General features: G+C 33.9%; 13 protein-coding genes. 12 read left to right on the forward strand and 1 reads right to left on the reverse strand.

Annotation, left to right across the window (positions count from 1 at the left end):
• Window positions 1–91 precede the first annotated feature (91 nt).
• The 12 genes from WFZ85_RS06040 (at window position 92) to WFZ85_RS06095 (ending at window position 13,816) form a co-directional block, all read left to right on the forward strand.
• Window positions 92–1,288, forward strand: a complete 1,197-nt coding sequence (locus WFZ85_RS06040; RefSeq protein ID WP_413789729.1) for an N-acetylmuramoyl-L-alanine amidase family protein — start codon at window positions 92–94, stop codon at window positions 1,286–1,288.
• Window positions 1,289–1,371: 83 nt separating this feature from the next.
• Window positions 1,372–2,331 (forward strand): MlaD family protein, encoded by a 960-nt coding sequence (locus tag WFZ85_RS06045; protein ID WP_342695391.1) that lies wholly within the window; start codon window positions 1,372–1,374, stop codon window positions 2,329–2,331.
• A 5-nt stretch (window positions 2,332–2,336) separates the two neighbouring features.
• A complete protein-coding gene (locus tag WFZ85_RS06050) occupies window positions 2,337–3,644 on the forward strand; it encodes a (Fe-S)-binding protein (protein ID WP_342695392.1) in 1,308 nt (435 codons plus the stop codon).
• A gap of 77 nt (window positions 3,645–3,721) precedes the next feature.
• Window positions 3,722–4,168: an LNS2 domain-containing protein gene (locus WFZ85_RS06055; RefSeq protein ID WP_342695393.1), complete on the forward strand. Its 447-nt coding sequence runs from the start codon at window positions 3,722–3,724 to the stop codon at window positions 4,166–4,168.
• Window positions 4,169–4,246: 78 nt separating this feature from the next.
• Entirely contained in the window at window positions 4,247–5,038 is a 792-nt protein-coding gene (locus WFZ85_RS06060; protein ID WP_342695394.1) for a (Fe-S)-binding protein, read from the forward strand.
• A 77-nt stretch (window positions 5,039–5,115) separates the two neighbouring features.
• Complete coding sequence (locus tag WFZ85_RS06065; protein WP_342695395.1) at window positions 5,116–5,598, forward strand: ABC transporter ATPase; 483 nt, start codon at window positions 5,116–5,118, stop codon at window positions 5,596–5,598.
• A 12-nt stretch (window positions 5,599–5,610) separates the two neighbouring features.
• Entirely contained in the window at window positions 5,611–8,610 is a 3,000-nt protein-coding gene (locus tag WFZ85_RS06070; RefSeq protein ID WP_342695396.1) for a glycoside hydrolase family 3 N-terminal domain-containing protein, read from the forward strand.
• Between the two features lie 65 nt (window positions 8,611–8,675).
• Window positions 8,676–9,809: an N-acetyl-alpha-D-glucosaminyl L-malate synthase BshA gene (bshA, locus tag WFZ85_RS06075; RefSeq protein WP_342695397.1), complete on the forward strand. Its 1,134-nt coding sequence runs from the start codon at window positions 8,676–8,678 to the stop codon at window positions 9,807–9,809.
• Entirely contained in the window at window positions 9,806–10,237 is a 432-nt protein-coding gene (locus WFZ85_RS06080; RefSeq protein WP_342695398.1) for a protease complex subunit PrcB family protein, read from the forward strand. The genes bshA and WFZ85_RS06080 overlap by 4 nt, the downstream gene beginning before the upstream one ends.
• A gap of 58 nt (window positions 10,238–10,295) precedes the next feature.
• Entirely contained in the window at window positions 10,296–11,360 is a 1,065-nt protein-coding gene (aroC, locus tag WFZ85_RS06085; protein WP_342695399.1) for a chorismate synthase, read from the forward strand.
• A gap of 79 nt (window positions 11,361–11,439) precedes the next feature.
• Entirely contained in the window at window positions 11,440–12,693 is a 1,254-nt protein-coding gene (locus WFZ85_RS06090; protein ID WP_342695400.1) for a dicarboxylate/amino acid:cation symporter, read from the forward strand.
• A 61-nt stretch (window positions 12,694–12,754) separates the two neighbouring features.
• The gene (locus WFZ85_RS06095; protein ID WP_342695401.1) at window positions 12,755–13,816 is read left to right on the forward strand and encodes a T9SS type A sorting domain-containing protein; all 1,062 of its coding nucleotides are present in this window, start codon (window positions 12,755–12,757) and stop codon (window positions 13,814–13,816) included.
• A gap of 244 nt (window positions 13,817–14,060) precedes the next feature.
• Here WFZ85_RS06095 and WFZ85_RS06100 read toward each other — a convergent pair whose 3' ends face one another.
• Window positions 14,061–14,480, reverse strand: a complete 420-nt coding sequence (locus tag WFZ85_RS06100; RefSeq protein WP_342695402.1) for a thiol-disulfide oxidoreductase DCC family protein — start codon at window positions 14,478–14,480, stop codon at window positions 14,061–14,063.
• Between the last annotated feature and the right edge of the window lie 5 nt (window positions 14,481–14,485).

A 14,485-nucleotide genomic window follows, 5' to 3' on the forward strand; every position in this document is an offset into this window, starting at 1 on the left:
AGGCAAACTTAAACATAATTTCGGTCAAAAATAAAGAAATAATGTGTTTATCACTTTGAGGTTTTAATTATAATTAACTTTTTGTTTTCCTATGAATTACATGAATTGTCCCAAATTTCTCTACATAATTGGTCTGTTTTTGGTTTCTAGTACTATTTATTCTCAATCTAAATTCAAAGTTGCGCTCGATGCGGGTCACGGCGATCACGATTATGGTGCTGTTTATCATGGACATATAGAAAAAAACATAGCACTAGCTGTGGTTTTAAAAGTGGGTAAGATTTTAGAAAAAAACCAAAACATAGAAGTTATTTACACGCGTAAAACGGATGTTTTTATAGGTTTAATTGAAAGGGCGAATATTGCTAATCGTGCCGATGCTAACATTTTTGTATCTATACATTGTAATGCTAATAAAAATACAGAAGCGTGTGGTTCTGAAACCTATGTGATGGGTATGTCAAAAATTGCCTCTAACCTTCAGGCAGCTAAAGAAGAGAACGATGTGATCACGATGGAAAAGGATTATAAGCAAAAATATGCTGGTTTTGACCCAAAATCTCCAGAGAGTTTTTTTGGCATGACCATAATGCAAGAGGAATACTTGGAAAGTAGTATCGCATTGGCCGGAAAAATTCAAAATCGATTTATAGATGACATTAATAGAAAAAGTCGTGGTGTAAAGCAAGCTCCTTTTATGGTTTTGCACAAAGCCTATATGCCTAGAGTTTTAGTTGAAATGGGTTTTATTTCAAATCCTGCTGAAGGTGCATTTTTAGACTCAGAAAGTGGTCAACAAGAGTTTGCCGAAGCTATTGCGAACGCTATTATTAGCTACAAAAAAGAATTTTATGGAACAGGTGAAGGAGATGATTTTATAAAACCGTCACAAAAGATGACTCCATCAGTGGTAATCGACTCCAGCAAAACAGTTACACCTAAAAAAGGGGATGTAAAAAACAATACCATAAAGAAACCTGAAGTTAAGCCCGAAGTTAAACCAGAACCAAAGCAAGATGTAGTTGAAAGTACGGGTAGTGTTTTTAAAGTACAACTTTCGGCAAGCGGTAAAAAAATTGAGACAGTACCATCCAACTTTAATGGATTGAATGGTATTTCCTATTCACTTGAAGGCAATTTATATAAATATACCTATGGAAATACGGCTAGTTATGATGAGGCTAAGCGCATGTTATCAGAAGCAAAAGCTAAAGGATATACGTCAGCGTTCATCATTGCCTTTAAAAATGGTAAAAAAGTTTCGGTACAAGAAGCTTTAAAACAATAATAATAAAGAGTTTTGATAATTTATTTTAACTTTGCCACTCGCGACTTTTGGTCGTATTTTTATAAAATAAAAACAAATTACCATTGAAAATTTCTAGAGAGATCAAAACCGCGATTTTAGTCATTGCATCCATGTTGCTGTTTATTTGGGGATATAGTTTTCTTAAAGGGCGCGATTTGCTGTCTAATAACAATACTTTTTACGTTAAGTATTCTAATGTGGACGGATTAATTCCATCATCACCTGTTACTATTAACGGATTAATCGTAGGGAAAGTGAGGTCGATAGAACTTGATGCTACTTGGAATTCACTAGTTGAAATTCAAATTAATAGTGACTACAAAATCACAAAAGGAAGCGTGGCTGAGTTGTATTCTCCCGGACCAATTGGCGGAAAACAAATAGCGGTTATCCCTAATGGTAAGAGTTCAGAACTATTGCCATCAGGTGATTTTTTGGTTCCTTCAATAAAACTAGGGTTAACAGAAGTAGTTTCTAACGAAATTAAACCTATAAAAGACAAGCTTAACGATGTACTTGGCAATGCTAACACCATGCTAGTGAGTATAAATGAAGTGATGGACGCAGAAACAAAAGTAAATCTGAAAAAAAGTATCGAAAATCTTAATGCCGTTTTAATTGAGCTACGACAAGCAGAAACGTCGGTAAACAATATGCTTTTGGAGAACAAAACAAAAATAAATAGTACGATATCAAATTTGGAAAAAACAAGTGGTAACTTTTCGAAAATATCTGATTCCATTTCAAAAGCCAATTTAAATCAAGTGGTAAAAAATTTAGAGAAAACTTTAGCTACCGTTGATAAGTTACTGGTTGATATGCAATCAGGAAAAGGAACGTTGGGTAAATTGGCTAAAGATGAAACTCTTTATACCAATTTCACACAAACATCGAAAGAATTAGAATTATTGCTTCAAGATGTTCGATTGAACCCAACTCGCTATGTGAATGTATCTCTGTTTGGAAAGAAAAACAAACCCTACGTTGCACCAGTTTCCGATTCTTTACGTGTAAAACAATAATAACTATGGCCTATATTGATAACATACTTTTTGTTTTAATTTTATTTGTTGGAGTCGCATTTTTTGCAAGAAGTGTTCAAAAAATAAGTCGAAACATCAAATTAGGAAGAGATGTCAATCGTTCAGATAATGCATCAGCTCGATGGAAAAACATGGCAATGATTGCTTTGGGACAATCAAAAATGGTAAAAAGACCTATTTCGGGAGTTTTACACCTGATTGTTTACCTGGGATTTTTGATAATTAATATCGAACTTTTAGAAATTATTATCGATGGAATTTTTGGAACACATCGTATATTTTCTTTCCTCGGCACAGCCTATAGTTTTTTAATAGGTTCATTTGAAGTGTTAGCCGTTTTAATATTACTTACGGTAACTATTTTTTGGGTTAGAAGAAATGTTTTAAATATCAAACGGTTTACTAGTTCTGATTTGAATGGTAAACCTCGCAATGATGCCAATTATATTTTGTATTTTGAGGTTGTAATCATGTCATTGTTTTTAACGATGAATGCTGCGGATTTTAAATTTCAGATAGAAAATTCGGGCAATATTGTTTCTCAGTTCATAGCACCATTATTTTATTCATTCGATTTGACTACAGTGAATATAATCGAAAGAACGGCTTGGTGGTTGCATATTATTGGTATTTTAGTTTTTTTAAATTATTTATATTTCTCAAAGCATTTACATATTCTATTGGCTTTCCCCAATACCTATTTTGCCGATTTAAATGCCCAAGGTAAATTTGATAACCTTGAAAGTGTTACCAAGGAAGTGAAGCTCATGATGGACCCAAATGCTGATCCTTTTGCCGCACAACCAGTAGATGAAAATGCGGTTCCGAGTAAGTTTGGCGCTTCTGATGTTCAGGATTTGAATTGGGTACAATTATTAAATGCCTACACTTGTACGGAGTGTGGTCGTTGTACTTCCTCATGTCCGGCCAATCAAACGGGGAAAAAGTTGTCTCCACGAAAAATCATGATGGACACACGTGATAGACTTGAAGAAGTAGGACGAAATATAGATGCCAACAAAGGCGTTTTTGTACCAGATAATAAATCACTTTTAAACGATTATATAACACCTGAGGAATTATGGGCTTGTACCTCTTGCAACGCTTGTGTGGAAGAATGCCCTGTAAATATCAGTCCGTTATCTATTATTATGGATATGAGACGCTATTTAGTTATGGAGCAAAGTGCTGCGCCACAATCATTAAATGCCATGATGACCAACATAGAGAATAATGGCGCGCCATGGCCATATAACCAAATGGACCGATTAAACTGGAAAGACGAAAATTAAAAATTAAGACTTGATAAATTCTCATATGTGAGCTTGAGGATTTGTCTAATGAATATGAAAACTATAAAAAGTAAAAAATGAAAGCGGAAGACATTGACAAAAACTTACAAACAATTACTCAAAATGGACAACATTTAAGTCCAATTTTACCCGAAGGAATTAAGAATTATCTGATTGATATCGATGGTACCATTTGTGACGATATTCCTAATGAAGAACCAGAACGAATGTTAACAGCTGAAGTTTACCCTGATGCGCTAGTAACGTTGAATAAATGGTATGACGAAGGACACATTATATTCTTCTTCACTTCAAGAACCGAAGCACACAGAGAATACACTGAGATTTGGTTAAAAAAACATGGCTTTAAGTATCATGGCATTTTATTTGGTAAACCTCGTGGTGGAAACTACCACTGGATTGACAATCACTTAGTAAAAGCCACTCGTTATAGAGGAAAATTCACCGATTTGGTAGACAAAGAAGTAACCATTCAAGTGTTTGATGACGAACATCATGAGTAAATTCGATTATTGGATAATTAGATTATTGGAGAAAAAGTCTAATAATCTGAAAATCTAACAATCTAAAAATCTAAAAAAATGTCAGAAGTATTACATGTGCCAACGATGGCAGAAATGATGGCTCAAGGTAAGCAACCGGAAGTGCTGTTTTGGGTGGGATGTGCTGGAAGTTTTGACGATAGAGCCAAAAAAATAACCAAAGCATTCGTCCGTATATTAAATCGTGCCAATGTCCAGTTTGCGGTACTTGGTGCTGAAGAAAGTTGTACTGGTGACCCAGCAAAACGCGCTGGGAATGAATTTTTGTTTCAAATGCAAGCCATGATGAATATCGAGGTTTTAAATGCTTATGAAGCCAAAAAAATAGTTACCGCTTGTCCGCATTGTTTTAATACGTTGAAAAATGAATATCCCGAATTAGGTGGAAAATATGAAGTAATTCATCACACTGAGTTTCTAAAATCACTATTAGATACGGGAAGATTAACTATTGAAGGTGGACAATTCAAAGGGAAAAAAATAACTTTTCACGATCCATGTTATCTTGGAAGAGCCAATAATATTTATGAAGCGCCACGAGATTTAATTCAAAAACTCGATGCTGCATTAGTTGAAATGAAACGTTCTCGTGCCAATGGTTTATGTTGTGGCGCTGGCGGTGCTCAAATGTTTAAAGATGCTGAACCAGGAAATAAAGAAGTAAATATTGAAAGAACAGAAGACGCGTTAGAAACTAAACCCGATATCATCGCGGCTGGTTGTCCGTTTTGTAACACTATGATGACGGATGGTGTGAAAAACAAAGAAAAAGAAGCCGAGATAAAAGTCATGGATATCGCAGAACTAATTGCTAATGCTCAAGATTTATAATATTATCTGTTAATAATTATCTAGCGCCACGTTTCTGGACTAATATCTAAAATCCAAAATCTAAAATCTAACATTCCATGTACGTTCCTTTTGAAAGTTTACCCGAAGAGTCTAAAATATGGATTTACCAGTCCAACCGAAAATTTTCGGAAGTTGAAATTATTGAAATAGAAAATAAACTAAAGGCATTTTTAGAAAATTGGTCCGCTCATGGCACAGGACTTGAAGCATCCTATTTATTGAAATACAACCGTTTCATAATTATTGCAGTAAATCAAGATGTGCAACAAGCAACGGGTTGTTCCATTGATGCGTCGGTAGCTTTTATTCAAAGTTTGGAAAAAAAATACCAAGTAGATTTATTAGATAAAATGAATGTTACTTTCAAAAATGGCGAACATATTGCGCACAAATCTTTAGCCGATTTTAAAAAAATGGCCAAAGAAAAAGCAGTGACTGCTAATACCATTATTTTTAATAATTTGGTCAACACTATCGAAGAATTTAATGAAAATTGGGAAGTACCAGCAGGTGATAGTTGGCATAGTCGATTTTTTTAATCCACATTTTTAATGAAAATTTTTTTCCTTAGGTTTATTTTATTGTTATCACTATTGTTTTTGGCTACTAATTGTTCTTCTACCAAAGCCAAGGTAGAGTCTATCAAAAAAGTTGACATAGTTGGTGAAGAAGAAATTTATATTCCGCACATTAAATCTGAAAGGAAAACCTTTTTTCCTCAGACACTTGAGGAGAAAAAATGGGTAGACAGCGTCTATAATCAATTAACATTTAAGGAAAAAGTAGGACAACTTTTTATGGTTGCTGCTTATTCGAATAAGGATATTACGCATACTAATGCAATAGAAAAGTTAATTCGAGAACATAGCATCGGTGGATTAATTTTTTTTCAAGGCGGACCTAAACGTCAAGCACGATTAACAAATCAATACCAATCTATATCAAAAGTACCGCTCTTTATTGGTATTGATGCCGAATGGGGATTAAGCATGCGATTGGACTCTACTTTTCGTTATCCATTTAACATGACTTTGGGTGCTATCAAAGATTTAAAATTAGTCGAAAAAGTAGGCGAAAGCATGGCAAAAGAAAGCAAAAGAATGGGTATTCATTTCAATTTTTCGCCTGTTTTAGATATCAATACAAATCCGAAAAATCCAATTATAGGCTATCGTTCTTTTGGCGAAAGCAAAGTAAACGTTACAGAGCACGCCATCGCATTGATGAATGGCGTACAAAGGCAAGGTGTCTTTTCAACAGGAAAACATTTTCCTGGACATGGCGATACGTCAACCGATTCACATCATACTTTGCCCGTGGTAAATGCTACATTGGAGCACATCGAAAAAGTAGAATTATATCCTTATAAAAGAATGTTTGATGAAGGATTAGTTTCTGTGATGGTCGCACACTTGAATGTGCCAAGTTTAGAACCAAGAGAAGGTTATCCAACCTCGATTTCGCAACCTGTGGTAACCAACTTACTTAAAAATGAAATGGGTTTTGACGGTTTGATATTTACCGATGCCCTTAATATGAAAGGCGCAAGTAATTTCAAAAAGCCTGGCGACATTGATTTAGAAGCGTTTTTAGCCGGAAATGATATTTTACTTTTTGCAGAGAATGTTCCGCTTGCAGTTGAAAAAATTAGTGCTGCCTATCAACAAGGGCAATTTTCTGAAAGTAGATTGGAAGAGTCAGTTAAGAAAATTTTACAGTACAAATTCAAAGCGGGTTTAAATAAACTGGAACCAGTTGAAGGGATTAATATTTTCAATGATCTCAACCCAAAATCAAATATTGATTTGCAGTACCAATTATATGAAAATGCAGTTACAGTCGTTAAAAATCAAGATGATATTTTACCTATAAAAAATCTTAATCAAAAAATTGCTTATGTAAAAATAGGCGAAGACTCCCATAGTGCATTTGTTAGTACTTTAAAAAAATATACCGATGTTACGGAACTTTCCGATAGTAACATTGACAGTTTGATGACTAAATTAACTGATTTTGAAACCGTAATTATTGGATATCATAAATCAGATAAATCGTGGTGGAAATCGCCTGAATTATCAGAGAATGAGTTAAAACTTATTGATACCATAGCAGTCAAAAAGAAACTTATTATTGATTGTTTTGCCAAACCTTATTCGTTGTCAAAAATTACAAATTTTAATGATATTGAAGCTTTTGTTGTTTCTTATCAAAATGGCGACATAGCACAAGAAGTTTCGGCTCAAATAGTATTTGGAGCAGTTGATGCAAAAGGAAAATTACCAGTTTCTATCAATGAAGAATTCAAAGTAGGTGATGGAATAGTCACTCAAAAAATAAATCGATTGGGATTCACTACGCCAGAAAATGTGGGAATGAGCTCTGAAAAGTTGAACCAAATTGAAAAAATAGCTCAAAAAGCTATCGATGGAAAAATGGCGCCAGGAATACAAGTTTTAGTAGCGCGAAAAGGAAAAGTTATTTATCAAAAATCATTTGGAACACACACCTATGACAATACTACTAAAGTTAAAAACACAGATTTATATGATGTTGCTTCTTTGACAAAAATAGTAGCTACATTGCCTATCGTTATGCAAGTATATGACAAGAAAAAAGTAAATCTTGAAACAAAGCTTGGCGAAATGTTACCAATTTTTATAGGCTCTAACAAAGAACAAATCACTTTCAAAGAGTTATTGTCACATTATGGCAGAATGCAAGCCTGGACTCCTTTCTATAAGTCAACAATTGATTCTGCAAAAATTCCGATGGATAAGTACTATCGAAAAATAGCAACATTGGGCTTTAGTAAACGAGTTTCTGACAGTTTATTTCTTAGAGATGATTATCATGATAGTATTATGCAGAAAATTATTGCGAGTCCGCTTATTGATAAAAAAGAATACCGTTATAGCGACTTTACCTTTATAATTTTAAAGCAATATTTAGAAAAAACAACAGGTAAATCACTTGAAGATTTGACCTATAATAATTTCTACAAATTAGTAGGGATGAACAATACGCTGTTCAATCCTCTGCTTAAATTTGATAAAAAAAATATCGTCCCAACCGAAATCGACAATTATTTTAGACATGATACCATTCATGGATATGTTCATGATATGGAAGCGGCAATGGAAAATGGAGTAGGAGGACATGCAGGAATTTTTTCAAACGCTTTGGATATTGCTAAAATGATGCAAATGTATCTTCAAAAAGGAACTTACGGCGCTGTTCAATATTTTTCACCAGAAACTTTTGACACTTTCAATACTTGTTGGTTTTGCGCAGAAGGCAATCGTCGCGGATTAGGATTTGACAAACCACAACTTGGTGCATTAGGACCAACTTGCGGTTGTGTTTCTTTATCAAGTTTTGGACATACTGGTTTTACAGGCACAATGGCATGGGCTGATCCTGCTACCGAAATTATTTATGTATTTCTTTCCAATAGAACTTTTCCTGACTCAAATCTACCGAACAAACTTTCGAAGGAGAATATTAGAGAAGATATTCAGAAAGTGATACAAGAGGCTATTATAGACAAATAACTTTCACCTTGCTTAAGAGGTTTTAGTTACTATTTTCCTTAAATTCGTATCATCAAAATCAATTTATGAAAATAGCCATTGTTTGTTATCCTACATTTGGAGGAAGCGGTGTTGTTGCTACTGAATTAGGCTTAGAGTTGGCACATCGCGGACATGAAATTCATTTTATAACCTACAGACAACCTGTTCGTTTAGCACTGTTAAATCCCAATGTTCATTATCACGAAGTAAACGTTCCTGAATATCCTTTGTTTCATTATCAACCTTATGAATTAGCTCTATCAAGTAAATTAGTTGATATGGTGAAGCTTTATAAAATAGAGTTGTTACACGTTCATTATGCCATTCCTCATGCTTATGCTGGTTATATGGCAAAGCAAATGCTAAAAGATGAAGGAATTATAATTCCGATGGTCACGACCCTTCATGGCACAGATATTACACTTGTAGGTAATCATCCTTTTTACAAAACCGCGGTAAGTTTTAGCATTAATAAATCAGATGTAGTGACTTCGGTTTCACAAAATTTAAAAGATGACACTTATAAATTACTAAATATTAAAAAAGAAATTAATGTTATTCCCAATTTTATTGAATTGGACAAAATTAGAAATGAGAGTTTAATTTCATGTCAACGTTCAGTAATGGCAGAAACAAATGAGCGCATCATTACACACATCAGTAATTTTAGAAAAGTAAAACGAATACCTGATATAATTACTATTTTCTATAAAATTCAGCAACAAATTCCCTCAAAATTAATGATGGTTGGTGATGGACCAGAAAAAGCAAGAGCAGAACAGCTATGTTTTGAATTAGGTATTCAAGACAAAGTTATCTTTTTTGGAAATAGTAATGAGATAGATCAAATTTTGTCCTATTCTGATTTGTTTCTTTTACCGTCAGAAACCGAAAGTTTTGGACTTGCTGCTTTAGAGGCAATGGCGTGGAGTGTTCCAGTAATTTCCAGTAATTCAGGTGGTTTACCCGAAGTAAATTTTCATGGAATTTCAGGATATTTAAGCAATGTTGGCGATGTAGATGATATGGCTTCAAATGCATTGAAAATTTTGTCCGATGAAACAACATTGGCTCAATTTAAAGCAAATGCACTTGAAGTAGCCAAAAAGTTTGATATTAAAATTATTCTTCCACTATATGAAAATTTGTATAGAAAAGCTTTAAAAGAATCCAAATGAAAAAAATAATTTTATCCTTAACGTTACTACTTTTATTTTCGTGTTCATCAACAAAAAGCGTGGTTGATAATTCTTTGTATGAAGTGCTAAATTACAACAATGATGGTGGAGCAAATATTAAGTTTTATGAAATTCTTTCTGAGCCAAATGAAATAAATATGTTGTTATCTGACGCTAATTTAAAGAAGAAAATAAAAACGGAAGATTTACAAAACTGTAACTTTGTTATTCTAAATATGGGTCCTTTGCCTGCTGATAATTATAATATTGTAATTGAAAAAATAGAAGAAACTGATGCTAATATCATACTCTATATCAAAGAAATAAAGCCACAATCGGTAGAAAATAATCCTGCTATCCAAATAGATTTAGTCTATCCTTACAGTGTGGTTAAAGTCAATTCTAAAAAACCGATTGTAATAAAATAAAATCGTTACCGATTTTTACTTTACTTCAAATTAGTATATTTGTTTAAAACACATAAAAATGGCCGGAAATAGTTATGGAACTCTTTTTAGACTAACGACTTTTGGCGAGTCACATGGCGAGGCGCTAGGCGGAATTATAGACGGTTGCCCTGCAGGAATTTCTTTGAATTTTGACGCGATTCGCAGTGAAATGCAACGTCGAAAACCTGGTCAATCCTCTATTGTAACGCAACGAAAAGAAGAAGACGAGGTGCAGTTCCTTTCGGGTATTTTTGAAGGAAAAACTACTGGAACACCAATTGGCTTTATTATTCCCAACACCAATCAAAAATCAGATGACTACTCACATATAAAAAATTCATATCGACCTAGTCATGCCGATTACGTGTATGAAAAAAAATATGGTGTGAGAGATTATCGCGGTGGAGGAAGAAGTTCGGCACGTGAAACGTCATGTCGAGTAGTTGCCGGTGCTATCGCTAAACAAGTTTTGTCAGATATAAAAATCACTGCTTTTGTATCATCAGTTGGAGAAATTTTTCTAGAAAAGCCCTATCAGGAAGTTGATTTTTCTTTAATCGAAACAAATGCAGTTCGTTGTCCGGATAAAGTTGTAGCCGAGAAAATGGAAAACTACATCAAAGAAATAAAAAAACTAGGCGATACTGTGGGAGGAACGATAACATGTGTTATTCAAAATGTTCCCATTGGACTTGGTGAACCTGTTTTTGACAAGCTTCATGCCGAACTTGGTAAAGCCATGTTATCCATTAACGCAGTTAAAGGATTTGAATTCGGAAGCGGATTTTGCGGTGCGCGAATGAAAGGTAGTGAGCATAACGATTTGTACAACGAAGACGGCACAACAAAAACAAATCTTTCGGGCGGAATTCAAGGTGGAATTTCAAACGGAATGGATATATATTTTAGAGTAGCTTTTAAACCTGTAGCGACTTTAATTCAAAAACAAGAAGTGTTAAACAATCAAAACGAAATTGTAGCACAACAAGGAAAAGGGCGTCATGACCCATGCGTTGTGCCACGTGCTGTTCCTATAGTAGAAGCTATGGCAGCTCTTGTTTTAGCCGATTTTTACTTAATAAATAAAACGTACCAAGAATAGTATTTAGTTTGTAGTTACAGTATGCTGTTTTAAAAATGGATACACTGGAACTAAAAGCTAGCACTGAAAACTAACTAAAATGAATGCAAATCAAGTTCAAAAGAAGTCTTTTTTATCCAATCTTACGGTTCAAATTCTTATTGCTATGGTATTTGGAGCAATACTAGGAATTTATATTCATAATAACTATTCGGTAGAGACTGCAAAAGAGTTTAGCGGCTATATAAAAATGCTGGCAACCGTTTTCATTCGATTAGTTCAAATGATTATTTCGCCTTTGGTTTTCACTACTTTGGTTGTTGGAATTGCCAAACTTGGTGACATTAAAGCTGTGGGAAGAATAGGAGGAAAAGCGTTGGGTTGGTTTTTTACAGCTTCTTTTATTTCACTCTTAATAGGAATGTTCTGGGTAAATATTTTAGAACCAGGAGTTGGTTTAAATTTATCAGATATTGATACATCAACTGCTTCTGAAGTAACAGAAAAAACACAAAGTTTTTCAGCACAAAACTTTATTGAACATATCATTCCAAAAAGTATTGTCGAAGCGATGGCCACCAATGAAATTTTACAAATAGTAATCTTTTCTATTTTCTTTGGTTTAGCTGCGGCATCTATTGGAGACCATGCAAAGCCTGTCGTTAATGCGTTAGATAAGACATCGCATATCATTTTGAAAATGGTAAACTATGTAATGAAATTTGCTCCCATAGGAGTTTTTGGTGCTATCGCTGGTGTTTTTGCTATTCGTGATTTAGAAGAATTATTAGTTACTTACGCGAAATTTTTTGGCTCCTTTCTAGTTGGTATTTCATCGCTTTGGTTCATTTTACTTATTGTTGGTTATATTTTTCTAAAGCGGAATATGACTCTTTTATTAAAAAGAATAACAAGTCCGTTAATTATTGCATTTGGCACAACCAGTTCGGAGGCTGTTTTTCCTAAACTGACAGAGGAATTGGAACGATTTGGCGTTAAAGATAAATTAGTGTCATTTATGCTACCTTTGGGATATTCTTTCAATCTTGACGGTAGTATGATGTATATGACTTTTGCAAGTATTTTTATTGCCCAAGCTTATGGCGTGCACCTTGATTTTGGAACTCAAATGACAATGCTTTTGGTATTAATGTTGACAAGTAAAGGAATTGCCGGAGTGCCAAGAGCAAGTTTAGTAGTTGTTGCAGCAACATGTGGTATGTTTAATATTCCAATTGAAGGTATTGCATTAATATTACCTATCGATCATTTTTGCGATATGTTTAGAAGTGCTACAAATGTTTTGGGGAACGCATTAGCTACAACGGTTGTAGGAAAATGGGAAAAAGATTAAAAAAATGTAGCAGAATTTAAATTACTTGATTAAATTTGAAAAATTTCTTAAAGCAAATATTATGAAAAAATTATTACTACTATCATTTTTTGTTGCGCCATTTTTTTCTGGAGCACAAGTTCTTCTTACAGAAGATTTTAATTCATTAACTATCGGAAATGTCGCTAGTGAAATTCTTGGTACAGTGCCAGGTCAAGGTGACTACTTGTTTTTTTCAAGTAATGGAACCGCACCAACTACATCAACGAATGCAGCTGTTACCAATTCACAAATTGTTTCTGGTGGAAATGAAAGTTTAGGACTGCAATTAACTGGTCCAAATGGAGATAAAGGAAGCCGATTTATGTGGCAAGATGGTTTTCCTACGTTATGGAATACTAGAGCGCTTACTAATAATATTATTGAACTAGAAGTAGATATCAATCCCGGTGCAGGAACTTCAACTAGTAGAAACACTTTTGGTGTATATATTTTTAATGCAGCAGGCGACAGAATTCTAGGTGGCTTTTTTGTGAGAGCTGCAACTCGTGAGCTTTTTGTAGTAGCCTATTCTACTCCTGCTGGAAACCCTGTTGGTAATTATAATTATTCTTTAAGTGCCGCACCAGGTATTCAATTACCAGCTGATACATTCAGTAGAATTGGAGTTTCTTATAATAAAACGACAGGACAAGTTTTAATTAAAGGTCCAGGAATTGCTCCAGCAGGAATTGCAGTTCCAGGTAGTTCAGCAGGAACTGATCCGGCGGAAATAGATTTTATTTCTTTCTCAGGAAATACTACAGCTGCACCAAATACTACAGCTGCTTCAATGGTAATGGATAATTTAACTGTTAGAGCAGTTGCGACAGATTCTCTTTTGGGAGTTAATGATATTTCTGATGAGGCAACTTTTTCTGTTTACCCAAATCCAGCAACAAATTTTGTTTCTGTTTCAAGCAACATGAATTTAGCAATTAATTCTATTGAAATGTTTGATATTAATGGAAGAATGGTTAAAAAAATCTCTTATGATGCTATTTCAAATGCTGAAGTTAATATTTCAGATATTGCTACTGGAGTATATATGATGAAAATTAGTTCAAGCAATGGTGTTGCTTCCAAAAAGATAATTAAGCAGTAAACCTTTTTTATATATAATTAAAAAAGACTAAGTTTTGCGCTTAGTCTTTTTTGTTTTTATCTGTTGCTATCATAAAAAAAATAGCGCTAATTAATCCGATTATAACTAAAGCAAAAACTCCAATCATAATAAACGAACCATTTTCGTGGGAGTAAAGTGGTAAAATGAAGCTAAACATAATTTCTATCAATTAGGTAAGCAAAGTTAAATTTAACATTTCGATAGAAAAATGACAAATGTCATGTTAGAGAAATTTGTTTTTTAACTCCGCTGTAGGCAAAATACAACTTTCTTTTTTACCATACCAAGTGTACCGATTTTTTGCAATGTAATCATAAATATAATTTATAAAAAACTTTGGAAAGCTCGAGAATAGGCCCAGCATGCGATACATACCATCAAATTCCTCAGCTATTTTAAACGCGGCTTCGGCCTTTAAATAATAAGCTTTTCCTGGTTCATATAAAACTATGCTATCTATTGTAGAAGTATCAATACCAATATGCTGCAGTATTTCTTGACCAAGTTCTGATTGAAGAGCAACAAATCGAAAACTATCTTTTTTATTGTGTTTTATTATAAATTGTATAGATGAATTACACAGATTACATATTCCGTCAAAAAGAACTATTTTTTTATCTAAAGGTAAAATAGAAATATCCATGATAG

The sequence above is a fragment of the Flavobacterium aureirubrum genome (genome assembly GCF_038739835.1).
Taxonomy (GTDB): Bacteria; Bacteroidota; Bacteroidia; order Flavobacteriales; family Flavobacteriaceae; genus Flavobacterium; species Flavobacterium aureirubrum.

What these genes read in the sequence shown, in the direction of transcription:
- WFZ85_RS06040 (WP_413789729.1), top strand. Translation starts at nt 92, where the DNA reads ATGAATTACATGAATTGTCCCAAATTTCTCTACATAATTGGTCTGTTT.
- WFZ85_RS06050 (WP_342695392.1), top strand. Translation starts at nt 2,337, where the DNA reads ATGGCCTATATTGATAACATACTTTTTGTTTTAATTTTATTTGTTGGA.
- WFZ85_RS06055 (WP_342695393.1), top strand. Translation starts at nt 3,722, where the DNA reads ATGAAAGCGGAAGACATTGACAAAAACTTACAAACAATTACTCAAAAT.
- WFZ85_RS06060 (WP_342695394.1), top strand. Translation starts at nt 4,247, where the DNA reads ATGTCAGAAGTATTACATGTGCCAACGATGGCAGAAATGATGGCTCAA.
- WFZ85_RS06065 (WP_342695395.1), top strand. Translation starts at nt 5,116, where the DNA reads ATGTACGTTCCTTTTGAAAGTTTACCCGAAGAGTCTAAAATATGGATT.
- WFZ85_RS06070 (WP_342695396.1), top strand. Translation starts at nt 5,611, where the DNA reads ATGAAAATTTTTTTCCTTAGGTTTATTTTATTGTTATCACTATTGTTT.
- bshA (WP_342695397.1), top strand. Translation starts at nt 8,676, where the DNA reads ATGAAAATAGCCATTGTTTGTTATCCTACATTTGGAGGAAGCGGTGTT.
- WFZ85_RS06080 (WP_342695398.1), top strand. Translation starts at nt 9,806, where the DNA reads ATGAAAAAAATAATTTTATCCTTAACGTTACTACTTTTATTTTCGTGT.
- aroC (WP_342695399.1), top strand. Translation starts at nt 10,296, where the DNA reads ATGGCCGGAAATAGTTATGGAACTCTTTTTAGACTAACGACTTTTGGC.
- WFZ85_RS06090 (WP_342695400.1), top strand. Translation starts at nt 11,440, where the DNA reads ATGAATGCAAATCAAGTTCAAAAGAAGTCTTTTTTATCCAATCTTACG.
- WFZ85_RS06095 (WP_342695401.1), top strand. Translation starts at nt 12,755, where the DNA reads ATGAAAAAATTATTACTACTATCATTTTTTGTTGCGCCATTTTTTTCT.
- WFZ85_RS06100 (WP_342695402.1), bottom strand. Translation starts at nt 14,480, where the DNA reads ATGGATATTTCTATTTTACCTTTAGATAAAAAAATAGTTCTTTTTGAC.